We start from the raw sequence: 24,320 nt of genomic DNA, 5'->3' as shown, positions 1-24,320 counted from the left end.
GTTAGGTTTATTATCAGGCTGCAAATATACAAAAAAAATCCGAAAGCATGATACTTTCGGACTTTTTTTATAATGTGATGCTTGGATTATCCGAGCTTGCCGTCTGAACCGAGTACGTTCACAATCTTGTGGATGTACATCTTCTTCATGTTCTCACGAGCGGGCTTCAGGTACTGGCGAGGATCGAAGTGATCGGGGTGCTCAGCCAGGTACTGACGGATAGCAGCAGTCATAGCCAGACGAGAGTCAGAGTCGATGTTGATCTTGCAAACAGCGCTCTTAGAAGCCTCGCGGAGCTGCTCCTCGGGGATACCTACAGCGTCGGGCAGGTTACCACCGAACTTGTTGATAGTGTCAACCTCGTCCTGAGGAACTGAAGAAGAACCGTGGAGAACGATGGGGAATCCAGGAAGCTTGTTCTCGATCTCGTGCAGAACGTCGAATGCGAGTGGGGGAGGAACGAGCTTACCAGTCTTAGGATCGCGTGTGCACTGCTCGGGCTTGAACTTGTAAGCACCGTGAGAAGTACCGATTGAGATAGCCAGTGAGTCGCAACCTGTGCGAGTAGCGAAGTCGATAACCTCCTCAGGCTTTGTATAGTGGCTCTCCTCAGCTACTACCTCATCCTCAACACCAGCGAGAACGCCGAGCTCAGCCTCTACAGTTACGTCGAACTGATGAGCGTACTCAACAACCTTCTTTGTCAGGGCGATGTTATCCTCGTAAGGCAGTGAAGAACCGTCGATCATAACGCTTGAGAATCCCATATCGATACAGTCCTTACAGAGCTCGAAGCTGTCACCATGGTCGAGGTGGAGAACGATCTCAGGCTTCTCGCAACCCAACTCCTTGGCATAGGCTACTGCACCCTCAGCCATGTAACGCAGGATTGTAGCGTTAGCATAGTTACGAGCACCCTTTGAAACCTGCATGATAACAGGTGACTTGGTCTCAACAGCAGCCTGTACGATAGCCTGCATCTGCTCCATTGTGTTGAAGTTGAAAGCGGGGATAGCATAGCCACCAGCTACTGCCTTCTTGAACATCTCGCGAGTATTCACGAGTCCTAATTCCTTGTAATTAACCATAATATCTTTAAATTTAAATGAATAATTGTCGCTTTAACGCCTGCAAAGGTACAAAAAAAAGTAAAAAGGTAAAGAAGTAAAAAGGTAAAAGTTACTAATGAATTCCTATTTTATCACTTTTTTACTTTTCTACCCTTTTACTTTTTTACCTTTTGTAAAACGCAGTTTGCAATCTTACACCAGCGTATGCTCGTCGAAGTATCGCTGAACCTCCTCCTTATAGTTGTCGGAGATAGGAATCATCACCTCGTCGAACACAATTCGGAATTTATCTACCAGTGGTGTCTCCTTCATATGTACGATGAATGAACGGTGGGTACGAAGGAACTCTGGCTTGGGCAGATATTCCTCCAGTTTCTTCATCGACATCAGCGACATCACCTTATCGCCGTTCTTCAGATAGAAGCGTACATAGTCCTTTAATCCCTCAACATACAGAATATCGTCGAGGTTCACACGCTGCAGCTTGTAGTCGCTCTTTACAAACATAAAGCGGTCGCGGCGGTAAACGTCCTGGCGCAAGGCAACGGTAAACCATTCAATGGCTTTGTCGGTAGCCTTAATGAAGTCGTCATACGAGATGGGCTTCAGCAGATAATCCAAGCCGTTTACTTTAAAGCCCTCGATAGCATACTGAGGGAATGCGGTGGTAAAAATCACCTTTGTGTCTTTTGGTAAAATCTTGGCAAACTCGATGCCTGACAGTTCGGGCATCTGAATGTCTAAGAACAACAGCTGTACGGGGTTTTCGCGAAGATCCTTCATGGCCTGTACGGCACTGTTGTAGGTTCCCTGCAAACTCAGGTAAGGAGTTTTTTTGGCGTAGCTCTCAAGCAGACCTGCTGCCAGAGGCTCATCGTCGATGATAGCACAAGTAATTGTCATAACTGGATATGTATTGTTGATGTGTAAATATTTCCTTCTTTATTAACGCCTTTCTCCCAGGTGTAACGTCCGGGATAGGACAATTCTAAACGTCGCTGCACCTGACTGAGACCGATGCCATGACCGCTGCGATCGTCGTTCGATTTGGGATGGTTCGAGTTCTCAATCTGACAGGTGATGTCGTGTTCTGTGGCGGTAATGCTGATATGCACAAAACTGGGTTCAACAGGACTCACGCCATGTTTAAAGGCATTCTCAATCAGCGAGATGAAGATGAGTGGTGCCACCTTAATACCAGGCAAGGCCACCTGTCGATGGAATGTGACATCGACGTTCTGCGACAAGCGGATCTTCATCAAGGCAATGTAGTTCTCGATAAACTGCATTTCATCTGCCAGTGTAACCTCGCGTTCCTGGTTGTCGTATAGCAGATGTCGTAGCATTTTTGATAGCTGTTGGATGGCATTCTGGGCGCGTGTCTGGTCGATGGCTGTCAGCGCATAGATATTGTTCAGCGTGTTTAGCAGGAAGTGGGGGTTAATCTGCGAGCGCAGGTTTTTCAGTTCGCTTTGAGCGCGAGCAGCCTCCGACTCCTGCAGCTTCTGTTCGGTTGTTACCCATTTGCGTGCCAATGCCAATGCGGTAGAACCACCGGCAAAGATAGCCAGGTTCAGACAGTCGCGCATGATGTTGGTTACGTCGTTAATCGCATCATCAAAGCGTTCATGTACTCCGTACAACTCGTTGGCGTAGTCGTTCCAGTAGTGCAGGAAGAGCCCCAGGGCGGTAATCAGCGCCAGATTGATGAGCAGGTCGTAGCGATGCCTGCCCGCCACGAAGAGTTTGGGAGCCAGATACAGATAGTTCAGATAGAACACTAGCATCAGCATGGCTGGCTGCATGCAGTACATCAGGTACTGCAAAAACTTGATTCCTGTGCCTCTCCAGAATGTAAGAGGCGACAGGAAAAGGAATGCCCAAAGGGCTACGTGGCATAGGCCTGCTAAATGTTTATTCATGTCTTATAGCTTCTATAGGATCCATATTTGCTGCTTTCTGTGCAGGAATGTAACCGAATAGTACACCGATAAACACGCATACCAGGAACGATACGTAGATACTCCAGGCGGGTACGCTTGATGGCATGCCGAACGATGCTAAGAACGTGCTGGCGCCAACGCCCACTATCACGCCTATCAGTCCGCCTGTAAAGGATATCAGCACACTCTCTATCAGGAACTGTAGCGATATAACGGGACCGGTAGCACCTACCGCCATGCGCAGTCCAATCTCCTTGGTGCGCTCGGTTACACTTACTAGCATAATGTTCATAATACCAATACCAGCTACCAACAGCGAGAAGGCTGCTGCCACTACCAGGATGATGGTTACGGTGTCCATCGTACTCGACATGGTTTCCATCATCTCGGCCTGCGAACGGATGGTAAAGTCGTCGTCGGCATCCTCCTTCAGCTTGTGGTTGTCGCGCAGTATCTGTGTGAGCTCCTCGATGGCAGCATCACTCAGCTCCTCGGTTACAGCCGAGCAGACAATACTTGAGAAATAGGTCTGGGCAGCAATACGCTTCATCACTGTGGTGTAGGGAGCGATAATCACGTTGTCCTGGTCCATACCCCACGAGTTGTAGCCCTTAGATTTCAGTACACCCACAATACGCATGGGGATACTCTTGAAGCGGATGGTCTTACCGATACACTCGGCACCTTCGCCAAACAGTTCCTTAACGATGGTAGCACCAACCACGCAAACCTTCGAGGCTTTTTTGATGTCCTCCTCGGTAAAGCACTCGCCCTCTTCGATGGTCCACAGTCGGATGTCCAGATAGTCTATCGATTCGCCATACATCGAGGCGTTGGTGTTCTTGCTGCCATAGATGGCCTGACCGCTGGCTGTTACCTCGGGCGATACCTTGGTAACAAAACGCTTCTCACGAACAATACGCTCGTAGTCGGCCATCTTCAGTGTCTGCATGCTCGACGGATCCTGTCGTACACCACCTCGCATATCGGCACCAGGACGGATTGTCAGCAGGTTGGTACCCATTGTCGAGAGTTCGGCACGGATGCTCTCTTTCGAGCCCTGACCGATGCTCATCATAATAATCACCGCTGCCACGCCGATGATGATACCCAGCATCGACAGGAACGAGCGCATCTTATTATTCGCTACGGCCTTCAGACTTACTTTAAACAGATTCAGTATATTCATTAATACTTAATTTTCAATTATCAATTGTCAATTTTCAATTATCAATCATCCTGCGGAGCAGGCAACTGTGCCAGTGCCTCGGCTGCCGACTTGATATTGGTATTGATGGTATCCTCGCGAATCTTACCGTCGCGCAGGTTGATATTACGACTCGAATACTCAGCAATCTCAGGGTTGTGGGTCACAAAGATAATAGTGTGGCCCTGCTTGTAGAGCTCCTGGAACAGTACCAGCATCTCGAACGATGTACGTGTATCAAGGTTACCTGTTGCCTCGTCGGCCAACAGCACAGCGGGATCGTTAACCAGCGCACGGGCGATGGCTACACGCTGCATCTGACCTCCCGACATCTGGTTCGACTTGTGATACATACGGTCTTCAAGTCCTACTGCCTTCAAGGCTTCCATAGCTTTGCGACGACGCTCCGAGGCCGAAATCTCTGAGTTGTACATCAGGGGCAGTTCCACATTCTCCAGAGCTGTGGTTTTGGCCAGCAGATTGTAATTCTGGAACACAAAGCCAATCTTACGGTTACGCAGCTTGGCGCGCTGGGTCTTCGACATGGTGCGCACGGCAATGCCATCCAGCAGATACTCGCCGCTGGTGGGCGTGTCGAGACAGCCCAACTGGTTAAGCAGTGTACTCTTACCCGAGCCCGATGTGCCTTGGATGGTAACAAACTCACCCTCGTAAATCTTGAACGAGACACCTCGCAAGGCCTTCACCGTTTCACTGCCCACCTGGAAGTAGCGCTTAACGTTCTGCAGTTCAATAACTACTTTCTTCTCTTCTTCCATAACGCTTATCTTTGTGGTGCACCACCGCCAGCTTGTCCGCCTTGTTTGTTATTGTTGTTATTTCTGTTTCCACCTGGACGTGGCATGAATGGGTTGCTTGCCTGCTGCTGTTCTGCCTCGGCAGCACCACCGCTGATGTTAAAGTCGGTCAGAATCTCAGTACCAACTTTTATGCCGCCAGTAATCTCGGTCATGATACCGTTGCTGGTACCAACCTCAACCTTGTGAGCCTTGAATACTGTGCCTTCCTTGGTCCACAGCTTGTGGTCGCCCTCGCAATCCTCGATGGTCTCACCCTTCTGCAGCAAAGCCTCGTTGGGATGGAATCGCAATGCCTTAGAAGGAACGGCCAGTACGTCGTTCTTCTCCAAAGTAAAGATGGTTACGTTGGCTGTCAGGCCTGGTTTCAACTTCAGGTCGTTGTTGGGGGCCGAAATAACCACCTCGTAGGTTACCACATTGCTCTCGGTGGTGGCCTGCTGACGAACCTGTGTTACGCGGCCTTCGAACTGATCATCTGGGAAGGCATCTACGGTAAAGCTTACACGCTGTCCCTCTTTAACGCCACCTATGTCAGCCTCGTCGATATCGGCAATCACACGCATGTCGGTCAGGTCCTGAGCAATCACAAACAGCTCAGGGGTGTTGAACGACGCGGCAACGGTCTGACCCTCTTCAACAGATTTCGACAGGATGACACCATCGATAGGCGATGTGATAGTGGCATAGCCCAGGTTGGTCTGAGCCTTCTGTACGCTCTCCTTCGATGTGTTTACCTGCTCCTTGGCCTGCAGATACTGCAAACGGGCGTTTTCGTACTCATCGGCGCTTACCAGACCTTTGTTGTACAGCTCTTTATACCTATTATAATTACTCAGCTGGTAGTTAAGCGAGCTCTGGGCACTGCTCAGGTTAGCCTTGGCTGTGTTCAGTTCGCTAATCAGGTTGGTGCGGTCCAGTTCGGCAATCACCTGTCCCTTCTTTACTACGCTGTTGTAATCTACATACAGATGACTGACGATACCACTCACCTGGGTACCAACGGTTACGCTGGTCACAGGCTCGATGGTTCCAGTAGCTGTAATGCTGGTTTGGATATTTGTTTTCTCTACCTTTGCGGTATCAAAGCTAATCTTCTCTTCTTTCTTGCCACCTGTGCATTTAACCAGGGCAAAAATTACGATAACGGCCACAACGCCGATACCAATCCATCCTTTCTTACCGATCTTTTTCATATCTCTAAAATTCTCAATTCTCAATTGTAAATTGTCAATTATTACATCTCTCCCGTTTCGTAGAACTTCAGCATCTGCTGGTTGTAGATAGTCTGATACTTCGACTGCAACTGGTTCTGCTGAGCCGAGAGCAGGTTGTCCTTACCAGTCATCAGTTCTACGATGTTCTTCAGTCCCAGGCGGAACTGTTCCTGTAGCAGATCATAACTCTGATGCTCGCTCTCAACGGTAGCGCAGGCAGCCTTGTACTTCTGCTGGTTGGTCTGGGCATTCAGCCAGTACTCCTGAATGGTAGAGTAGAGGGTCTTCTGCTGGTCCAACAAATCGAGCTGTGCCGACAGCTGTTGTATCTTGGCCTTGTTTACCGATGTTTTGGTTGATCTGCCATCAAAGATGGGCACACTTACCGAAACACCTGCCATCGCATCAAAGTTGGTCTTCATCTGCTTGCCCCAGCCGTTCGAACTCAGCGAGTTGGTGCTGGTGCCAAAGCTACCTGTCATACTAACGGTGGGCAGCCAACCGGCTTTTGCTACCGAGAGGTTTACGTCGCTGCTCTTGATGGCTAACTTAGAGCGCTCAATCTCAGGACGGTTCAGCAGTGCCTGTTCGTAAACACCCTGCAGGGTGGGCACCTCTTTTAGTACCATCGTGTCAGTAATCTCAGGGATAGCCACGTCAAACTCTGTCTCGTCGGTAATCTCCAACAACTGCTTCAGCTGCAGTTTGTAGTTCAACAGCTGACTGCGAGTCTCTACAATGTTATACTCGTCGGTGGCTCGCTGGGCACTCAGCTGGGCCAGATCGGCCTTGCTCATCTTACCCACGTTTACCATCTCCTGTCCGCGCTCCTCATTTTTCTTAGCGGTCTCCAGCATCTGCTCGTTCACCTTCACGTTCTCATCCAGATACAGAATCTGGGTGTAGAGTTGGGCAATACGCTCCTGAATGCTGTTGGCCGTTTCCTTACTCTGCAGTTCAGCTTCGTCTTCAGTTATCTTGTTTAACTTGATGGTATTGGTGTTCCGGTTGCCGTTCCAAACCGTCCATTGGGCATTAACGGCATACGAACCATTATAATACGTCTTGTCAACTTTGGTGTTTACCATGCCATTGGTAACAGTAGATACACCCGAATCCTTCCAGGGCTGGTAACCCACGCTCTGGTTGGTGGATGCGTTCAAAGTAGGCAGTAATGCGGCCTTCGAACCCTTCAGGTCTTCGGTTGCACTCTGCTTCTGCAGTTTTGACTTCTGCAGAGTTATGTTGTTGGCCATTGCATAGTCGATACACTCCTGCATGGTCCATTTCTTCTGAGCTGATATTGTCAGCGTCAGCATCAACATACTTAATACAACTAATCTTTTTTTCATCCCAATCATATTTGATTTCGTCGGCAAAGGTAATAAGTTTATCGATAACTTCCAAATAAAATAGACAAAAAATTGGCGGTTAGTAGAATTTAGCCGCCAATTAGTGGATAATTTCAATTTTTTTATAATATTTTGTTAACTGTAAGATGCTATTGTATATTGCCTAACTGCTTGATACGCCGTTCAAAACTCTCGCGATTGTCTAGTGCACCGTTCTTGATACGCGCACGATAATTATATATGGTATTAACGCTATAATGTAGGAATTCGGCAATCTTCGACGAGTCTTCGATTCCCAGTCGTATCAGGGCAAAAATTCTTATTTCTGTGGTCAGTCGGTTCTCCTCCTTGGGGTGTACCTGCATATCGTCCTGTAGCAGGGCATTGAAGTCGTTCACGAAATTGGGGAACAGGTGCAGGAACACCGAGTCGAAGTTCTGATACAGCTCTTCCAGCTCTTTCTCCTTGAGTTCGGTAGATTTCGACAGACGGAACAAATCCTCCAGTTCCTTGTTCTTCATCTTCTTGTTCACCATCTTGCGATAGTCGTCCAATTTGTCGATATACTGCGAACACAGACTCATGAATCGTCCGATGTACTCCTCTTTTACGCGGTTACTCTCGGATAATTGAGAGTTGAGAGATGATAATTGAGAGTTAAGTGTTGACAACTCTTCGGTTTGGGTGGCTAACTGACTGTTGGCTGTGGCCAGTTCGTCGTTCTTGCCTTTCAGTGCCATACGGGCGGTGTCCAACTGCAGGTTGCGGCGACGCAGGAAGAACAGTACGCCTAACAGTAGTAAAAGCAACAAGCTGATGGCTACCAACAGCATGCGAAGCTGGTTGGTGGTATGCTCGCTCTTGGTTTTGTAGTTCTTGGCAATGGTAGTCAGCAGTGGGGCTATCTGCCAGTTGCGTTGGCGCGATCCGTAGCGGTTAGCGCAGTCGCTGGTAAAGCTGATGTAGCTCGATGCCTTGTCGATATCACCGTTCAGCATCAGTTCGTTGGCCAGTTCCCACATCGATCCCTGGTCCATGGCAGCATTACGTATATCGGCCAATACCGATTCTACCAGCCAGTGCATCATCTGGGGTTTGTTGCCCTGCAGCTTGTATTCAATGTAGCGGTATAGTGCCACCAGCGCATAAGGATGACTGCCTGGTTCTACCGTCTTGAGCCATTCGTCATTAATCCTCATGGCCTCTTCGAGTTTTCCTTCCACCTGTGCCTGCTGTTCCAGTCGTAAAAAGCGTGTTTCGTAGGTAGGCGGCAGTATCTCCATCATCAGTTTCTTGTAATGGTCGGCTTTGGCCTGGTAGGTCTGCTTCATGTGCGCCAATCGGGTGTAGTAGGCCAGCTCGCTATATACATTATTATATGCCTCGTAGTAAATACCCAATGATAGCGTGTCGATACCCACGGGATGTATCGAGTCGAGTGTGTTCAGTGCTTCATCATACATACCGATATTCGAGCATCTGATAGCCATCAGCGCACGGCATTTTACAGCCCCCGAAGCATCGCCCAACTGGTCGGCCAGTTTAATACACTCCGTTAGGTGGTACATGGCCGAGTCGCTTACAAAAGCACGGTACAACTCGTAAAGCTGAAAGTTTATCTGATATTTGTTCTTGGGTGTTGTTTCGAATGCCAGTGCCCTTTTGGTCTCGCTGATCTTCTTCTCATGTGCAGCCACATAGTCGGCAGAGTGGGCTATAGCATGGTCAATCTGCTGGCAGTAAGCCTCCAGATCCAGTTTCTCATCGGCCAGCATCGTGTTGGTTATAGCCAGCAATAAGCATAGAAGTAGTTCTTTCCTCATCTTTTAGTTAATTGTTTTGGCTGCAAATATACCTATTTTTATTTTAAAGACCAAGTAATTTGCCAAAAAAGTTTATTCTTACCTCTCCCGGCTCTTAATCCTCGAACGCATGCTTCTTACCGATGTGCGCTTTACATTCAGAGCATTAGCGATGGCTTCGTCGTCGTAGTGTAGGTCGTCTTGCATAATCAGAAAAATGTATTGTGCTGTCGACAGATTGTTGTATTTGCGTTGCCACTCCTGCCAGCGTTTGGGGCGTAGCTGGGTAAAGTAGTCAACCAGACTTTGCTGTTCTTTGGCTGTAGCCTCGGCTATACATTGGCGCTGCTGCAACTGGTTGTACATCTGTGTGCCAATCAGCAGTGTATTGGATATGCGCTCCATGCGGTTCTCAAGTAGTCCCATCTTTGAACGCAGCTCGTTGGTGCTTTGTGCATCTTCGTCCAACTGGTGGCTCAGTCGGCGCACCTTTCGGCGGTGTAGCCACAAGCCGATGCCTATGGCCAGTGCTGCCAGTATGACTATCATGGTTATCACCCCTTGCATCCATGCCGTTTGCCTGTAGAACTCCTGAGTTTGCTGGCGCTCATCAAATGTGTTTTGCCAGTCTATCATTTGCATGCCCAGCTTGACGTATTTCATAGAGTCTTCGTACTCTTTTAGCTGCATTTTGGTCTCTTCTGCCTGCTTCTTGTCGCCTGTCTGTTCGTATAGTTCGGCCAGCAGCTGCATGCTTTTCATGCGTGTCTTCTGGTCTATATCGGTCATACCTACCTTCGCAAGTTCTATGGCGCTATCGTATTGCCCTTGGGCTTTACGGATGTAGGCCATCGTGAGATACCATCTGATACCGTTGGCGTCTACATCGACCAGCTGGAACCAGTCTACATCCTTCTTCAGCTTTATACCTTTCTTTATATAGGCGTATGCGCTGTCCATCCTGTCCATGTCGGCATGGGCGGTGGCGCACATCAGCATGCTTTTCAGCATCATGGTGCTATCGTTAAGGTGGGTGCTGCTGTTCAACAGCTTTCGTGCATACTTAATGACCGAGGTGTTGCTACCGATATAGAAGTTGGCATAAAACAGTCGTTCGTACACCCGGCTTTTCAGCTCTTCGTCGTTGGATTGCTCTGCGATCGTTTCTGCCACTTTGAAGTCGCCCACGGCCTCGGGGATATTACCGAACTTAAACATTCTGACGGCTCCACGATAGAAATAGGCACGACCGCGATGCCAATCGTCGCCATGCTGATTATAATAGGTAATGCTGACCGATATCAGCGAGTCGTTTTCAGGTTTTCTGCTGGTTTCATAGTCAACGATTGCACTCAGCAGTCCGTACTCGGCCTTGTCGCTCTCCGACAAAGAGTTGTAATGCACCTTGGCCAGAATGGTTCTGGCTGCTTCGGGCTTGTCGTCTATCTCCTGCCAAGCCTGCTTGATGAGCGGGTTCTGCCACCCTGTGCAACCTGTCACGACAAGCATGATGGTTAGTATGATTAACGGTTTCTTCATATTGATTAATATTTGTGTGCAAAAATACAGTCTTTTCGCAATATGACCAAGATTTTTCGGCGTTTTTTGCTTATCAGCCCGTCCCTCTCAGCCACTTTTTTGATGTTGCTGTTTTACTTAACTGGCATGTTATCAGATGTTTAGCTGAAAAACGCTTGCAACACCCCCTATTGCAGTTTTCTTGAAAAACACTTGCGTCATTCACCTTTTATTTCATATCTTTGCTGTCGGATTCAACCAAATTTTGTATCATTATGAAAAAGAAAACTATTATTACCGCAATGCTCGCCCTCATCGCAATGATGGGACTGGCGCAAACCCAAACCGCAACAATCACAGGCGAAGTGCCTGCAGTGAAAGATGGCACCGTAATTGGTCTTGCCACGGGTTCTCTTGGACATGACGTAGGGACCGTTCAGAACGGCCGCTTCTCGCTATCCGTTCCTGTAGAAGATGTAACCTTGGTTAGTCTTGACTTTATGGGTGAAGGCTGTCCCAGCCGTACATTTAATATCATACTGAGACCTGGCGCTCATGTTAAGGTTTCTGGCACCGATTGCCTCTACCCGTTATGGAAAGTAGAAAGTGATGTGCCTGAACAGCAGACTCAGAACCGTCTTGTTGACCATTGTCGTGATCTGCTGGAAAAATGTATGAAGCTGGAGTTGGCTGGTGCCTGGAAGGAGACAGAGCCAATACGTTTAGAGATAACCAAACGCGAGCTCGATATCCTACCATTGCTGCCCATAGATGCAGCCTCGATAGAAAAGCTTTACGAGATTTCCATATCGGCAAAGGTTACTAAGGACTTCCCTTATCTGGAGCAGGCAAGAGCTCTCGAGAAGCGTTTTGCAGCCCATGCGCCCCAAGCACTTAAAACCCAAATGGACGAGATTCATGCTAACCTCTATCCACCACGACTCTTGCAGGTAGGCGATCAAGCCGTGGATTACGAACTCTTCGATTTGCAGGGCAATAAGCATCATCTGTCAGACGCTTTTGCTGGTGGTCGCTATGTGTTGCTCGATTTCTGGGGCATTGGTTGTGGCCCATGTAGAATGGCTGAGGCTGAGATGAACGATTTCTACGAGAAGATGAAAGGTAAGCTTGAGATAGTAGGTATCAGCGCAGATGATTTCTCACAATGGAAAGAGCACGAGTTCAGTAAGCGTATCGCTTGGAAAAACTGGAACGATGGTCTGAAGGGTCTTAATATCGTAAGCAGTTACTGCGATGTTCATGCTATGCCTTATTACGTATTGCTTTCGCCCGATAAGCATATTGTTTGGAAGGCCATGGGGTATGTTCCAGGCTATTTCATGGGCATGTATGATGCGCTTAACGGTCTGCCACAAGACAATACTTCTAATCTGGCACTCGTTGTGACGAAGGTGGATGTCGACGCCTACGCAACCAAGGTTAGTTTCCGTTATTACACATTGAAGGAGTATCCTTTCGTTGTGGCTAGGCAATCCTACCTTGCGGCTAATGGCAAGAGATATAAGGTGACAGCTGCAGATGGCATCACGCTCGACGAACGCACCTTTGTCAATGTAAAAGCCCACACAGCCACAGAGGGTACCTTGGCTAACATCTATTATAGCGATTTTACCCTCACTTTCGAGCCGTTTGATACCAAGCCTGCTACCTTTGATTTCAGGGAGGGCGATGGTGAGGATGTGTTCGTGATACGAAGTATTAGTCTGTAAAAAAAGAAGCTTGCTCGAGTTAATCGAGCAAGCCTTTTTCTTCGCGGTGGATGGTGAGGCCGAAGCCGTACAGACCAACCACGATATAACAGAGTAGAGGGATGATGAAGGGTACTATCATGTCGGTAGCATCAGCTATGATGCCTACCAACAGGAAACCGCATCCGCCTACAGGGGTCATCATCAGAATGCTGGAGGCACTCTTGGTGAGTGAGCCTAATCCGCGAACTGCGAGTGAGAAGATGGTGGGGAACATGATAGCCTCGAACAGATAGTTGCCTAACAGACCAATCATCGACAGCTTACCGAAATTCATCAGTACCACCATGGTACACAGTACGCAACCGCAACCACAGATAAGCAACATCTGCTCGGCAGGTACCCAGCGCATGATAAAGCTGCCACCAAAACGGCCTACCATAAAGAAGGCTAAGGCTCCAGTGAGCACCATCGAGGCCGTGCGATCGTCCATCCAGCCCATGCCTGTAACATAGTTGATGAAATAGCTGTTGATAGAAATCTCGGCTACCTCGTATGAGAACAGGGCGATAAGTCCATACACAAAATATTTGTGGCGCCAGATGCGCTTCAGTGGCTCGCGACCGTACTTGGCTTTATCCTCCAGTCCATCGTTATGACGTATCTCAGGCAGATCAACACGAGCAAAGATGCCTGCTATGATTAATACCACGAATCCTAAGATAACGTAGGGTATTTCTACGTTGCCACCACCATCGCTGAACAGAAACTGTCCTACGGCAAAGGTGGCAAACAGGCAACCCAGACCGTTGAACGACTGTGAGAGGTTTAATCTGCTGGAGGCCGTTTCTTTACCGCCGAGTTCTGTCACATAAGGGTTGGCGGCAGTCTCGAGGAATACCAAGCCTACGCTGATGATGAACAGCGCAAACAGGTAGGCATCTAAGGTGCCTGCCTCGGTACAAGGCACAAACAGCCATGAGCCCAGACCAAACAGTAGCAATCCGAATACTACGCCACGACGATAGCCGAAGCGATTAATAAACAAACCTGCGGGGATAGCCATCAGGAAGTAGCCCATATAGGTGGTTACCTGGATGAGGCTCGACTGGGTGATGCTGATGTGCATCTCGTTTTGGAAGTGCTTGTTAAGCACATCCAAAATGGCACGGGCAAATCCCCACAAGAAAAAGAGTGTTGTAATCAATACAAACGGCACCAAATAGTTGGCGCCGTTTGCCCTAAAAAGTCCGTTGTTTTGTTTCACTGTAGTTAATTTCCTTTTTATATATTTATTTATCTGAATCAATCAGTTTCCAGATACCTGCTGCACATGCACCACCAATAAAAGGACCAACGATGAAAATCCAAAGATTAGACAAAGCAGTGCCGCCCTCGAAGATGGCAGGAGCGATAGAACGGGCAGGGTTTACCGATGTGCCTGTATAACGGATGCAAACCAGGTGAACCAGAATAAGCGACAGACCGATAGCCAGTCCGGCAAAGTTGTTGGTGGCACCATTGGTCTTGGCAGTAGCGCCCAGCACTACGAGCACAAATACACAGGTAAAGATAATCTCGGCCAGCAGTCCGCCCAGCACACTTACGTTAGCCTGCAGATCGTTGGCACCAGTACCCTCCAAACCTGGTACATTCTCGGTAAGTATATACAATAGCAGAGAGCCGATGAAAGCGCCAATCACCTGGAACAGCATGTACATGCCGCAGTCCTTGCCACTGATACGGCCACTAAGGAAGCATCCTAAGGTGATGGCAGGATTAATGTGGCAACCACTGATGCCACCGATGGTATAGGCCATTGCCACCACCGATAAGCCAAAGGCAAATGCCGTACCTACCACAGCGGGGATGTTGTTTACTGGGTCGCAACCCAAACTAACTGCTACACCGCAGCCCATCAACACGAGCACCATAGTGCCCACCATTTCTGCTAAATACTTTTTCATAACATAGAAGTTTAAAATGTTGATTGATATGTAGATTTTTGCTTGCAAAGATACAAATTATTTCGTTCCGTGCAAATTTTTTCGCGGTAATTTTGTAATTTTGCACCATGATGGATTTATTTAATGGTAAAAAAGTAATGTATGTGCATGGCTTTGCCTCGTCGGGGCAGAGTGGCACTGTAACTCGTATCCGTGAGGTGTTGACCGAGGCCGAGGTGATTGCCCCCGACCTGCCCATCCACCCCGAGGAGGCGATGGCTCTATTATATAAGATATGTGAAACCGAGAAGCCCGACCTGATTATCGGTACCTCGATGGGGGGTATGTATGCCGAGATGCTGCATGGCTATGACCGCATTCTGGTGAACCCTGCCATGCAGATGGGCGATACAATGAAAGAGCACGGTATGATTGGTGCCCAGCACTTTCAGAACCCACGACAGGATGGCGTGCAGGATTTTATCGTTACCAAGGCCCTGGTAAAGGAGTATAAGGATATCACCGAAAAGTGCTTTGCCGATACCAGCGATGCCGAACAGCAACATGTCTGGGGCTTGTTTGGCGACGAGGATACCACTGTGAACACCTACGACCTGTTCCGTGAGCATTACCAGCAGGCCGTTCGCTTTCATGGCGAGCACCGTATGAACGATGGTTCGTTTATGCACTCGGTGGTGCCTGTCATCCGTTGGGTGAGTGACAAGCAGGAGGGTAGGGAGCGCCCCATTGTGTATATCAGCACCAACACGCTGATTGATCAGTATGGCAAACCACGCAGTTCGTCGCAAAAAGCCATCCGCCAGTTGCTCGAAACCTATCAACTCTACTTTGTGGCTCCTGCTACGGTAGATGCCAAGGATTATGCCGATGTGAACGCCTGGCTGTATGAATACATCAACGTACCAGCCTACGGACATACCATTTTTACCAACCAGAAACAACTGCTGTATGGTGATTATCTGATTGATACACAGAAGGTTGATGGCATGGCTACGCTGATAGAGTTTGGAAGCGATACCTTTAAGACGTGGGACGATGTGATACCCTACTTTGAACGTCTGGGCGGACAATAAATAAGATTTAGCATTATTTAGAGGAAAGAATTTGGCGGTTACATAAAATCTTCATATTTTTGCAGAAAGTTTTAATGACTATACTTTACAGATGAAATATATCGCCTTACCTACTAACGAACCCCGTCGCCTAAGTTTCTATCTGGCGATGGAGGAGTATGTGGCGCGAAATCTGAACGAACCCGACTGCTTTTTTATGTGGCAAGTAGAGCCCAGTGTTATCTATGGTCGCAACCAGGTGGTTGAGAACGAGGTAAACTTGGCCTATTGTCGTGAGCACGGCATCCATGTGTATCACCGTAAGAGTGGTGGTGGATGTGTGTATGCCGATATGGACAACCTGATGCTCTCGATGATTACGGATGGCGATAACGTAGGCTTTACCTTTAACCGTTTTGTAACGATGGTGCAACTGGTGCTGCATAAGATGGGCGTCGAAGCCACCAGCACCACGCATAACGATATTATGATAGGTGATAAAAAAGTGTGCGGCACGGCTTTCTATCAGTTGCCTGGGCGCAGCATCGTTCATAGCACCATGCTCTACGACACCAATATGGAGCACATGCTGAATGCCATCACGCCAGGACCGGAGAAGTTGGAGAAGAAAGGTATACAGAGCGTGCGGCAACGCATCACCTTTTTAAAAGACCACACCACGTTATCGCTCGACGAGATAAAAACACTGATACGGCAAACCCTGTGTGATGGCGAGGTGATGCTCACAAACCGACAAATTAAGGACATAGAACAAATAGAATCATTAAAATACAATAATTAAAAATACAATAATCTATGGCAATAAAACAAGAATTAGAAAAGAAAGAAAAGCGTACTTGCTTGTACGACAAGCATCTACAGCTTGGTGCCACCATGGTAACGTTTGGTGGTTTTGACATGCCCTTGCTTTATCAGATGGCTGGTATTGCCCCCGAGCATACGGCCGTTCGCGAGCATGTGGGCTTGTTTGATGTTTCGCACATGGGCGAGGTAACCGTAAAAGGTCCTGATGCCGAGCGTTATGTGCAGCACATTTTTACCAACGATATCGCTGGTGCTCCTGTGGGCAAGATCTACTATGGTATGATGTGCTACGAGAATGGTGGTACGGTTGACGATCTGTTGGTGTATAAGATGGGCGAGAACGATTTCTTCCTGGTCATCAATGCCGCTAACATCGATAAGGACTGGGCCTGGATGCAACAGAATGCCGAGGGCTTTGATATCGATCTGCAGAACCGTTCCGACTTCTACGGTCAGATAGCTGTTCAGGGACCAGAGAGCGAGCATATCGTTGAAACGGTATTGGGTCTGCCTTGTGCCGAACTGGTATTCTATACCTGTAAGACTATTGGCGACGTTATCATCTCTCGTACAGGTTATACCGGTGAGGATGGCTTTGAGATTTATGCCAACCACGACTATATCCGTGAGTGCTGGGATAAGCTGATTGCAGCAGGTGTTCAGGCATGTGGACTGGGTTGTCGCGATACGCTACGCTTTGAGGTGGGCTTGCCACTTTATGGCGACGAACTCTCTGAGGAGATTACCCCAATCATGGCAGGCTTGGGCATGTTCGTTAAGTTGGATAAGACCGAGTTTATTGGTAAGGAGGCACTGGCCAAGCAAAAGGCCGAAGGTCCTGCTAAGAAACTGGTGGGTATCGAACTGATGGATAAGGCCATCCCCCGTCATGGTTACACCGTGCTGAACATGGCAGGCGAACCTATCGGTGAGGTGACAACTGGCTATCACACCTTATCTACAGATAAGAGCGTGTGCATGGCACTCATCGATGCCGCATACGCCAAACTGGATACCGATGTGCAGATTCAGATTCGCAAAAAGGTATTCCCAGGCAAGGTGGTAAAGAAGCAGTTCTATAATAAGAGCTACAAGAAATAACAAAATAAATTGTAATTCCTAAAATTGTAAAAGATATGGCTAAAGTAATTGAAGGACTCTACTACTCAGAGTCTCATGAATTTGTTAGAGTAGAAGGTGATTTTGGTTTTGTAGGTATTACCGACTACGCTCAGAATGCTCTGGGCAATGTGGTTTATGTAGATATGCCTGATGTTGACGACGAGGTTGAAGCAGGTGAGGAGTTTGGCGCCGTTGAGAGCGTAAAGGCTGCATCAGATCTGATCTCGCCCGTTAGTGGCACTGTTGTTGAGGTTAACGAAGCCCTCGACGACCAGCCCGAACTCATCAACCAGGATGCCTTTGAGAACTGGATTATTAAAGTACAGCTCAGCGATCCTTCTGAGGTTGAGAACCTGATGGATGCCAAGGCCTACGCTGCTTTCTGTGAGAAATAATTATTAGGCACGTGCCAAAAATATACTATCTATGGATTACAAGTATTTTCCGCATACAAGTGACGACTTGCAGGCGATGATGGAGAAGGTGGGGGTGAAGGACCTGGATGGTCTGTATGCCCAGATACCCGATGCCATCCGCTTTAAGGGCGACTACCAGTTGCCCTCGGAGATGAGCGAGTTGGAAGTGCGCCAACTGTTTGATAAGTTGGGTTCGCAGAACCAACAGCTTACCTGCTTTGCTGGCTATGGTGTTTACGATCACTATATGCCATCTGTTATCCCCAGTTTGTTGCAACGTTCAGAGTTCCTTACCTCGTACACTCCGTATCAGGCTGAGATATCACAGGGCACCCTGCACTATATCTTTGAGTATCAGAGCATGATGGCCGAACTGACTGGGATGGACATCTCTAACGCCTCGATGTACGATGGTACTACCGCTACTGCCGAGGCTATGATGATGGCCGTTGCCGCAGGTAAGAAACAGAACAAGGTGCTGGTATCAGCCGGTCTGAATCCCAAGACCCGCGAGGTGCTCGATACCTATGCCCTGCATCAGGGAATCGAACTCGAAACCATCCCCCTGAAGGATGGTGTTACCGATCTCTCAATTCTCAAATCTCAACTCGCAAAAGGTGGTGTGGCTGGTGCTATTGTGCAACAGCCTAACGTGTATGGTATTGTTGAAGACTTTACCGGCTTTGCTGAGGCTTGTCATGAACAGAAGGCCCTCTTTGTGGTGAATAGTGTGATTGCCGACTTGGCTGTGCTGAAGACACCTGGCGAGTGGGGTGCTGATATTGCCGTGGGCGATGGTCAGAGCTTGGGTATCCCCATGCAGTTTGGTGGTCCTTACGTAGGCTATATGTGTTGCACCGAGAAGTTGATTCGTAAGATGCCAGGACGCATTGTGGGTATGACCAAGGATAATCGCGATCAGCGTGCCTTTGTGCTCACCCTGCAGGCTCGCGAACAGCATATCCGTCGTCAGAAAGCCACTTCAAACATCTGTTCAAACCAGAGTCTGATGGCGCTCTTTGTTACCATGTACCTGTCGTTGATGGGTAAGCAGGGTGTGAAAGAGGCCGCAGAGCTCTCGTATGCCGGTGCTCATTATCTTTGTGATGAACTGGTTAAAACAGGTAAGTTCCATCTGGCTTTCGACAAACCGTTCTTTAATGAGTTCTACGTAAAGTATGATGGCAATGTTGATACTCTCTCTAAGCACTTGCTGGAAGCAGGTATACTGGGTGGCGTAAAGCTGGGTGATGGCATTCTGTTTGCCGTTACCGAGAAGCGTACCAAGGAAGAAATTGATAACCTCGTAAACATTGCTGCCCTATGAACAATCGATTATATGGAAATCTGATCTTTGAGCTCTCAAAGGAGGGCCGCAAAGGCTATAGTCTGCCTAAGAATCATTTTGGCAGTTACGAGATACCTGCAGAGATGAAACGTGCCGAAGAGGCTCAGTTGCCTGAGTGCGACGAGCTCACCGTGGTGCGCCATTATACCAACCTCTCCAATAATAACTTTGGTGTTGATACGGGCTTCTATCCTCTGGGTTCATGTACCATGAAGTACAATCCAAAAATCAACGAGGAGATGGCCGCTCTGCCCCAGTTCCAGAATCTGCACCCTGAGCAACCTGGCGAAACGGTACGTGGTGCGCAGGCATTAGTAACGTTGCTTGAGAAATCTCTCTGCGCACTCACAGGTCTGGCTCACTTCACCTTTAAGCCCTATGCAGGTGCCCATGGTGAGTTAACGGGACTGATGACTATCGACAACTATCATCGCAGTCGTGGTGATATGGCGCGCAAAAAGGTGATTGTGCCCGATAGCGCCCATGGTACCAATCCTGCCTCGGCCGCAGTGTGTGGCTTGGAGATTGTTGAGGTGAAATCGTTGGCTAATGGTCAGGTTGATTTCGAGGATCTGCAACGCTTGGTAGCTGAGCAGGGAACTGAGATTGCTGCTATGATGATGACCAATCCTAATACCCTCGGATTGTTTGAAACCCGTATTCCAGAGATTGCCCAGTTGATTCATGCCTGTGGCGGATTGATGTATTACGATGGTGCAAACCTGAACCCGATGCTGGGCGCTTGTCGTCCTGGCGATATGGGCTTTGATGTGATGCATATTAACCTGCATAAGACCTTCTCAACGCCTCATGGCGGTGGTGGTCCTGGTGCTGGTCCTGTAGGTGTTCGCGAGGGATTGCAGGATTGCTTCCCCTTTGTATCGCCCTATCAGGGTAACTATGGTGTGATGATGCGTGCCTATGCTTACATCCTCTCGTTGGGTCGTGAACATGTCAAGGAGGTTGGTCCGTTAGCCACTTTGAACGCCAATTATATCAAGGAGTCGCTCAAGGATGTGTACGAACTGCCTATCGACACCATCTGTTGTCATGAGTTTGTGTTCGACGGACTGAAGGATAAATCGACGGGTGTTACCACGATGGATGTGGCTAAGCGATTGCTCGATTACGGCTATCATGCGCCAACCATCTACTTCCCCTTGTTGTTCCACGAGAGCTTGATGATCGAGCCTACGGAGAACGAGTCGAAGGAAACGCTGGATAGCTTTATTGCCGTGATGCGACAGATTGCCGAGGAGGCTAAGACCGATCCCGAACTGGTGAAGGGTGCTCCACACAATACGCCTATTGGTCGTGTCGACGATGTCCTCGCCGCCAAGCATCCTGTTACGACCTACCGTCAACTCCTGGCTGAGAATGTTCAATGATCAATGGTCAATGTTCAATGGAAAAAGTTGATTTGATTATCATCGGCGCGGGCCCAGGTGGTTACCGCGCCGCTGAATATGCCGCTAAGCAGGGCCTGAAGGTGGTCATCTTCGAAGGTTCTGAGGTAGGTGGTACCTGCTTGAATGTGGGTTGTATCCCCACTAAGACCTATGTGCATAGTGCTACCTTTGCCGAGGCCCGCGAACGCATGGCTTCCGTCGTGCCCCAACTGCGCCAAGGTGTAGAAACCATCCTCTCACATCCCAATATCACATTGGTAAGAGAAAATGCGAGTTTTGCCACAACTCCCCTCCTTTTGGAAAGGCTACGGGTAGGCGAGTCTTGCTCGGGAATGGGGCTGGGGGAGGCTCCCATCATTATTGCTACTGGCTCCGAAACCAAATGGCTCCCTATTAAAGGAAAGGAAGACCCTCGTGTGGTAGATTCTACTGGCTTGTTGAATCTCGAAACCCAGCCCAAGCGCCTGGCTATTATTGGTGCCGGTGTGATAGGTATGGAGTTCGCCTCGGTGTTCAATCGCTTTGGTACCGAGGTAACGGTGATTGAGTATCTGAAGGAGTGCTTGCCAGCCCTTGATAGCGATATCGCCAAGCGCCTGCGCAAGTATCTTGAGAAAGGCGGTATTACCTTTAAGATGAAGACTGCCGTAGAAGATATCGCCGATATCGATGCCGATGTTGTCCTGATGGCTACAGGTAGAAAACCTCGTGTGCAGGCTGACTTTGCCAATGCTGGTATTGAGTTCGATGAGCGCAAGGGCGTTACCGTAGATGATCACTTCAAGACTACCGTTAATGGCATCTTCGCTATTGGCGATGTAAATGGCAAGCAGATGCTGGCTCATGCCGCTGAGATGCAGGCCATCCATGTGGTGAATCAGATTATCGGCAAACCCGACAATATCCGTTTTGATATCATGCCTGCGGCCATCTTTACACAGCCCGAAGCCGCTTGTGTGGGTCCAACCGAAGACCAGCTCAAAGCCGAAGGTCTTGCTTATGAGTGCAGAAAGTCGTTCTGGCGTGCCAATGGTAAGGCTTTGGCGATGGGCGAAACAGAGGGTATGTTGAAGTTGTTCGTGTCACCTGAGGATGGTGCCATCTTAGGTTGTCATGCCTATGGCGCCCATTCGGCTGATATTGTACAGGAGGTGAGCGTGCTGATGTGCAAACATACCACTATCGCCGAACTCGCCGATATGGTACATATCCATCCTACACTGTCAGAAATATTAAAGTCCGCTGTAGAGTAACAACGGACTTTATAACTTTACAGATTGTTTAATACTTCCTCAACAACCTTGGGGAAGTATTTCATTTCCAGTTGGTGCTCTTTCTCGGCGATGTCATCTACAGTGTCATTGGGAGAGATGGCAACCTTGTATTGGGCGATAATCTCACCAGAATCACACACGGGGGTTACCCAGTGTACTGTCATACCCGTCTCGGTCTCGCCAGCCTCTTTCACCGCCTCGTGTACGTGGCGCCCCCACATACCTTTGCCGCCGTACTTGGGCAATAGGGCAGGGTGGATGTTGATGATACGATGTGGATAGGCATCTATCAGAAAACTGGGAACCAATGGCAGAAAGCCTGCCAATACGATAAAATCGATGTCGTACTTCTTCAGCAGAGGTAGCATTATTTTAGGGTCGTTCAGTTCTGCTTTAGGTGTTACAGCTGTTGGCACATTCAAACGCTCGGCACGAACCAATGCGTAGGCATCAAACTTATTGCTGACTACGAGAGCGCAATTCACGTTCTCGGAGCCAGCAAAATATTTAATCAGGTTTTCGCAGTTGGTACCGCCACCTGATACGAAAATCGCAATGTTCATTTATACCAGATGCTCAATAAGGTCGGCACGGTCACCAGGCAGCATATCAATGACTGGAATCTCTACCATTGTGTAGCATCCGGGTTGCAGACGCATAGAGGCACGAGCAACGTTTACCAGAACCTGACCAGTGAGTGCAGGGTTGTTAATGCTCATGTTGAATTCCAGACGCTGGTTCTGAGTCTTACCGCTCACACCCTTGCGTACCAGGTTTACACCATGTCCCATATCGCGAACGTCGTCAACGCTCTCTACCTGGAACACGTGAGTCTCGTCAGAAGCGAAGTAAGGATCGGCCTTGATAGCCTTTGTTACCTCTTCGAGTTTAGCGCCCTCTTCCAGTTCTACATATACCATACGGCGGTGGATACCCTCGCCCAAGGGGATAGTCATGCTCAGTGCATTCTTAACACCCTCCTTAGAACGTACGCATACACTGTGGCCCATCGACATACCAGGACCGAAGTTGGTGTAGCTCAGACCCTTTGGAGCCAAGCTCTGCATCAGGGTACGTACGATTGAATCTGAACCTGGATCCCATCCTGCGGCAATCACACTAACGGTGTTTGTCTCTTTGTTCAGCTTCATCAGACGCTCACGATAGCCACGAATCTGTGTGTGGATATCGAAAGAGTCAACAGTGTTAATGCCCAATGGCAGAATCTGGTTAGCATACTCCTCACAGCTACGTGTAGGGGTAGCGAGGATAGCTACATCTACATCCTTCAGGTCGCGGATATCCTTCACAACCTCATACTGTGCCAGCTCGGCGGGCTTGTTCTCAGCGCCATTACGACGCACGATACCAGCTACTTCAAAGTCGGGAGCGGTCTCGAGAGCCTCAAGCGCATACTTACCGATATTGCCGTAACCTACTACGGCTGCTCTGATTTTCTTCATGTTTTATTTATTCTTTTGATGATTATTTCTATGTTTGCGGTTGCAAAAGTAATGCTTTTATCTCGAATTACGTAACTATCTGACGTGAAAATTATCTAAAAACTTTCAATTTGTGACGAATTGAAACTTTCTTGCCTTAAAATACAATAAATTGTAAGGTTTCTACGTTTATTTAGATGTATATATACAAAATAGTAAGTTTATGATTGAATACATTAAGGGAGAACTGACCGAGTTGACTCCCGCTTTAGCAACTGTCGAGGCGTGTGGTGTAGGCTACGGTCTGAACATATCACTGAATACATTCAGTGCCATCCAGGGGAAAAAAGAAGTTAAGCTCTATGTTTACGAGGCTATTCGCGAGGATGCGCACGTGTTGTTTGGCTTTGTAAACAAGAAGGAGCGCGAGATGTTCCTGTTGTTGATAACCGTGAGTGGTGTGGGGGCCAACACAGCGCGTATGATGCTTTCGGGCATGAGTGTGGCCGAGCTTTGTAATGCCATTTCAACGGGTAATGCCAAGTTGATACAGGGCATTAAGGGCATTGGTAAGATGACGGCCCAGCGTATCATCGTCGATCTGAGGGATAAGATAGTAACGTTGGGTATCTCGGACGAGATTCCTGCAGGTGGACAGATAGCGGCACCGGTCAATAATCAGGTCAAGGACGAGGCTATTGCGGCACTCACCATGCTTGGTTTTGCCCCAGCTCCCACCCAGAAGGTGGTGCTCCAGATTCTCCAGGCTAACCCCAACGCTCCCGTTGAGGAGGTTGTTAAACTCGCCCTTAAGCAAATCAAGTGATAA

The 24,320-nt window shown here is 48.5% G+C and carries 22 protein-coding genes; 9 read left to right on the top strand and 13 right to left on the bottom strand.

What is annotated here, in order from left to right; translation table 11 throughout:
- Positions 1 to 86: 86 nt before the first annotated feature.
- The 9 genes from BLU97_RS12555 to BLU97_RS12515 all read right to left on the bottom strand — a co-directional run bounded on the left by BLU97_RS12555 (position 87) and on the right by BLU97_RS12515 (position 10,948).
- Positions 87 to 1,088, bottom strand: coding sequence for a class II fructose-bisphosphate aldolase (locus BLU97_RS12555; RefSeq protein WP_074761890.1), 1,002 nt, complete (start codon positions 1,086 to 1,088; stop codon positions 87 to 89).
- Between the two features lie 174 nt (positions 1,089 to 1,262).
- Entirely contained in the window at positions 1,263 to 1,973 is a 711-nt protein-coding gene (locus BLU97_RS12550; RefSeq protein ID WP_028906953.1) for a LytR/AlgR family response regulator transcription factor, read from the bottom strand.
- On the bottom strand, positions 1,970 to 2,992 hold the full coding sequence (locus BLU97_RS12545) for a sensor histidine kinase (protein WP_074761889.1): 1,023 nt from the start codon (positions 2,990 to 2,992) through the stop codon (positions 1,970 to 1,972). Before BLU97_RS12545 ends, BLU97_RS12550 begins: the two co-directional genes overlap by 4 nt.
- A complete protein-coding gene (locus BLU97_RS12540; protein WP_013065353.1) occupies positions 2,985 to 4,202 on the bottom strand; it encodes an ABC transporter permease in 1,218 nt (405 codons plus the stop codon). The genes BLU97_RS12545 and BLU97_RS12540 overlap by 8 nt, the downstream gene beginning before the upstream one ends.
- A 41-nt stretch (positions 4,203 to 4,243) precedes the next feature.
- Positions 4,244 to 4,999, bottom strand: a complete 756-nt coding sequence (locus BLU97_RS12535; protein ID WP_013064549.1) for an ABC transporter ATP-binding protein — start codon at positions 4,997 to 4,999, stop codon at positions 4,244 to 4,246.
- Between the two features lie 5 nt (positions 5,000 to 5,004).
- Positions 5,005 to 6,234: an efflux RND transporter periplasmic adaptor subunit gene (locus BLU97_RS12530; protein ID WP_074761888.1), complete on the bottom strand. Its 1,230-nt coding sequence runs from the start codon at positions 6,232 to 6,234 to the stop codon at positions 5,005 to 5,007.
- Positions 6,235 to 6,275: 41 nt separating this feature from the next.
- Positions 6,276 to 7,607 carry a TolC family protein gene (locus tag BLU97_RS12525; protein ID WP_074761887.1) on the bottom strand — a complete coding sequence of 444 codons (1,332 nt, stop codon included), beginning with the start codon at positions 7,605 to 7,607 and terminating at the stop codon, positions 6,276 to 6,278.
- 149 nt (positions 7,608 to 7,756) lie between these two features.
- A complete protein-coding gene (locus tag BLU97_RS12520) occupies positions 7,757 to 9,430 on the bottom strand; it encodes a DUF6377 domain-containing protein (RefSeq protein ID WP_074761886.1) in 1,674 nt (557 codons plus the stop codon).
- Between the two features lie 78 nt (positions 9,431 to 9,508).
- Complete coding sequence (locus BLU97_RS12515; protein ID WP_074761885.1) at positions 9,509 to 10,948, bottom strand: tetratricopeptide repeat protein; 1,440 nt, start codon at positions 10,946 to 10,948, stop codon at positions 9,509 to 9,511.
- Positions 10,949 to 11,202: 254 nt separating this feature from the next.
- Here BLU97_RS12515 and BLU97_RS12510 point away from each other — a divergent pair, with 254 nt between their 5' ends.
- The gene (locus BLU97_RS12510) at positions 11,203 to 12,657 is read left to right on the top strand and encodes a TlpA family protein disulfide reductase (protein WP_074761884.1); all 1,455 of its coding nucleotides are present in this window, start codon (positions 11,203 to 11,205) and stop codon (positions 12,655 to 12,657) included.
- Positions 12,658 to 12,676: 19 nt separating this feature from the next.
- On the opposite strand, the gene BLU97_RS12505 is transcribed toward BLU97_RS12510, so the two are convergent.
- Entirely contained in the window at positions 12,677 to 13,903 is a 1,227-nt protein-coding gene (locus BLU97_RS12505; protein WP_074761883.1) for a sugar MFS transporter, read from the bottom strand.
- Between the two features lie 25 nt (positions 13,904 to 13,928).
- Positions 13,929 to 14,603 (bottom strand): MIP/aquaporin family protein, encoded by a 675-nt coding sequence (locus BLU97_RS12500; RefSeq protein WP_074762069.1) that lies wholly within the window; start codon positions 14,601 to 14,603, stop codon positions 13,929 to 13,931.
- Positions 14,604 to 14,710: 107 nt separating this feature from the next.
- On the opposite strand from BLU97_RS12500, the gene BLU97_RS12495 reads away from it, so the two are divergent.
- From BLU97_RS12495 to BLU97_RS12465, 7 genes are all read left to right on the top strand, one after another.
- Complete coding sequence (locus tag BLU97_RS12495; protein WP_074761882.1) at positions 14,711 to 15,676, top strand: YqiA/YcfP family alpha/beta fold hydrolase; 966 nt, start codon at positions 14,711 to 14,713, stop codon at positions 15,674 to 15,676.
- Positions 15,677 to 15,767: 91 nt separating this feature from the next.
- The gene (locus BLU97_RS12490; RefSeq protein WP_074761881.1) at positions 15,768 to 16,457 is read left to right on the top strand and encodes a biotin/lipoate A/B protein ligase family protein; all 690 of its coding nucleotides are present in this window, start codon (positions 15,768 to 15,770) and stop codon (positions 16,455 to 16,457) included.
- Positions 16,458 to 16,471: 14 nt separating this feature from the next.
- Positions 16,472 to 17,581, top strand: coding sequence for a glycine cleavage system aminomethyltransferase GcvT (gene gcvT, locus BLU97_RS12485; protein WP_074761880.1), 1,110 nt, complete (start codon positions 16,472 to 16,474; stop codon positions 17,579 to 17,581).
- Positions 17,582 to 17,616: 35 nt separating this feature from the next.
- Entirely contained in the window at positions 17,617 to 17,997 is a 381-nt protein-coding gene (gene gcvH, locus BLU97_RS12480) for a glycine cleavage system protein GcvH (protein ID WP_013064567.1), read from the top strand.
- Between the two features lie 31 nt (positions 17,998 to 18,028).
- A complete protein-coding gene (gene gcvPA / locus BLU97_RS12475; RefSeq protein ID WP_074761879.1) occupies positions 18,029 to 19,345 on the top strand; it encodes an aminomethyl-transferring glycine dehydrogenase subunit GcvPA in 1,317 nt (438 codons plus the stop codon).
- A complete protein-coding gene (gcvPB, locus tag BLU97_RS12470; RefSeq protein WP_074761878.1) occupies positions 19,342 to 20,754 on the top strand; it encodes an aminomethyl-transferring glycine dehydrogenase subunit GcvPB in 1,413 nt (470 codons plus the stop codon). The genes gcvPA and gcvPB overlap by 4 nt, the downstream gene beginning before the upstream one ends.
- Before the next feature lie 17 nt (positions 20,755 to 20,771).
- Positions 20,772 to 22,028, top strand: a complete 1,257-nt coding sequence (locus BLU97_RS12465) for a dihydrolipoyl dehydrogenase family protein (RefSeq protein ID WP_074761877.1) — start codon at positions 20,772 to 20,774, stop codon at positions 22,026 to 22,028.
- 17 nt (positions 22,029 to 22,045) lie between these two features.
- On the opposite strand, the gene BLU97_RS12460 is transcribed toward BLU97_RS12465, so the two are convergent.
- Complete coding sequence (locus tag BLU97_RS12460; RefSeq protein ID WP_074761876.1) at positions 22,046 to 22,612, bottom strand: phosphoribosylglycinamide formyltransferase; 567 nt, start codon at positions 22,610 to 22,612, stop codon at positions 22,046 to 22,048.
- On the bottom strand, positions 22,613 to 23,512 hold the full coding sequence (locus tag BLU97_RS12455; RefSeq protein WP_013064713.1) for a diaminopimelate dehydrogenase: 900 nt from the start codon (positions 23,510 to 23,512) through the stop codon (positions 22,613 to 22,615).
- A gap of 202 nt (positions 23,513 to 23,714) precedes the next feature.
- Between BLU97_RS12455 and ruvA the strand changes: the two genes are divergently transcribed.
- On the top strand, positions 23,715 to 24,317 hold the full coding sequence (gene ruvA, locus BLU97_RS12450; RefSeq protein ID WP_074683595.1) for a Holliday junction branch migration protein RuvA: 603 nt from the start codon (positions 23,715 to 23,717) through the stop codon (positions 24,315 to 24,317).
- Positions 24,318 to 24,320: the final 3 nt, after the last annotated feature.

Origin of the sequence: Xylanibacter ruminicola, from assembly GCF_900107775.1 — a bacterium.
GTDB classification, from domain to species: domain Bacteria; phylum Bacteroidota; class Bacteroidia; order Bacteroidales; family Bacteroidaceae; genus Prevotella; species Prevotella ruminicola_C.
The sequence above is the reverse complement of the archived record's forward strand: the minus strand, read 5'-3'. Positions and strand labels throughout refer to the sequence as shown.

Excerpts from the sequence above, each read along its gene's own strand:
- BLU97_RS12495 (WP_074761882.1), top strand. The coding sequence starts at position 14,711 with ATGATGGATTTATTTAATGGTAAAAAAGTAATGTATGTGCATGGCTTT.
- gcvH (WP_013064567.1), top strand. The coding sequence starts at position 17,617 with ATGGCTAAAGTAATTGAAGGACTCTACTACTCAGAGTCTCATGAATTT.
- gcvT (WP_074761880.1), top strand. The coding sequence starts at position 16,472 with ATGGCAATAAAACAAGAATTAGAAAAGAAAGAAAAGCGTACTTGCTTG.
- BLU97_RS12490 (WP_074761881.1), top strand. The coding sequence starts at position 15,768 with ATGAAATATATCGCCTTACCTACTAACGAACCCCGTCGCCTAAGTTTC.
- BLU97_RS12520 (WP_074761886.1), bottom strand. The coding sequence starts at position 9,430 with ATGAGGAAAGAACTACTTCTATGCTTATTGCTGGCTATAACCAACACG.
- BLU97_RS12460 (WP_074761876.1), bottom strand. The coding sequence starts at position 22,612 with ATGAACATTGCGATTTTCGTATCAGGTGGCGGTACCAACTGCGAAAAC.
- BLU97_RS12455 (WP_013064713.1), bottom strand. The coding sequence starts at position 23,512 with ATGAAGAAAATCAGAGCAGCCGTAGTAGGTTACGGCAATATCGGTAAG.
- BLU97_RS12545 (WP_074761889.1), bottom strand. The coding sequence starts at position 2,992 with ATGAATAAACATTTAGCAGGCCTATGCCACGTAGCCCTTTGGGCATTC.
- BLU97_RS12535 (WP_013064549.1), bottom strand. The coding sequence starts at position 4,999 with ATGGAAGAAGAGAAGAAAGTAGTTATTGAACTGCAGAACGTTAAGCGC.
- BLU97_RS12515 (WP_074761885.1), bottom strand. The coding sequence starts at position 10,948 with ATGAAGAAACCGTTAATCATACTAACCATCATGCTTGTCGTGACAGGT.
- BLU97_RS12525 (WP_074761887.1), bottom strand. The coding sequence starts at position 7,607 with ATGAAAAAAAGATTAGTTGTATTAAGTATGTTGATGCTGACGCTGACA.
- BLU97_RS12530 (WP_074761888.1), bottom strand. The coding sequence starts at position 6,234 with ATGAAAAAGATCGGTAAGAAAGGATGGATTGGTATCGGCGTTGTGGCC.
- gcvPB (WP_074761878.1), top strand. The coding sequence starts at position 19,342 with ATGAACAATCGATTATATGGAAATCTGATCTTTGAGCTCTCAAAGGAG.
- BLU97_RS12555 (WP_074761890.1), bottom strand. The coding sequence starts at position 1,088 with ATGGTTAATTACAAGGAATTAGGACTCGTGAATACTCGCGAGATGTTC.
- gcvPA (WP_074761879.1), top strand. The coding sequence starts at position 18,029 with ATGGATTACAAGTATTTTCCGCATACAAGTGACGACTTGCAGGCGATG.
- BLU97_RS12510 (WP_074761884.1), top strand. The coding sequence starts at position 11,203 with ATGAAAAAGAAAACTATTATTACCGCAATGCTCGCCCTCATCGCAATG.
- BLU97_RS12550 (WP_028906953.1), bottom strand. The coding sequence starts at position 1,973 with ATGACAATTACTTGTGCTATCATCGACGATGAGCCTCTGGCAGCAGGT.
- BLU97_RS12540 (WP_013065353.1), bottom strand. The coding sequence starts at position 4,202 with ATGAATATACTGAATCTGTTTAAAGTAAGTCTGAAGGCCGTAGCGAAT.
- BLU97_RS12465 (WP_074761877.1), top strand. The coding sequence starts at position 20,772 with ATGGAAAAAGTTGATTTGATTATCATCGGCGCGGGCCCAGGTGGTTAC.
- BLU97_RS12500 (WP_074762069.1), bottom strand. The coding sequence starts at position 14,603 with ATGAAAAAGTATTTAGCAGAAATGGTGGGCACTATGGTGCTCGTGTTG.
- ruvA (WP_074683595.1), top strand. The coding sequence starts at position 23,715 with ATGATTGAATACATTAAGGGAGAACTGACCGAGTTGACTCCCGCTTTA.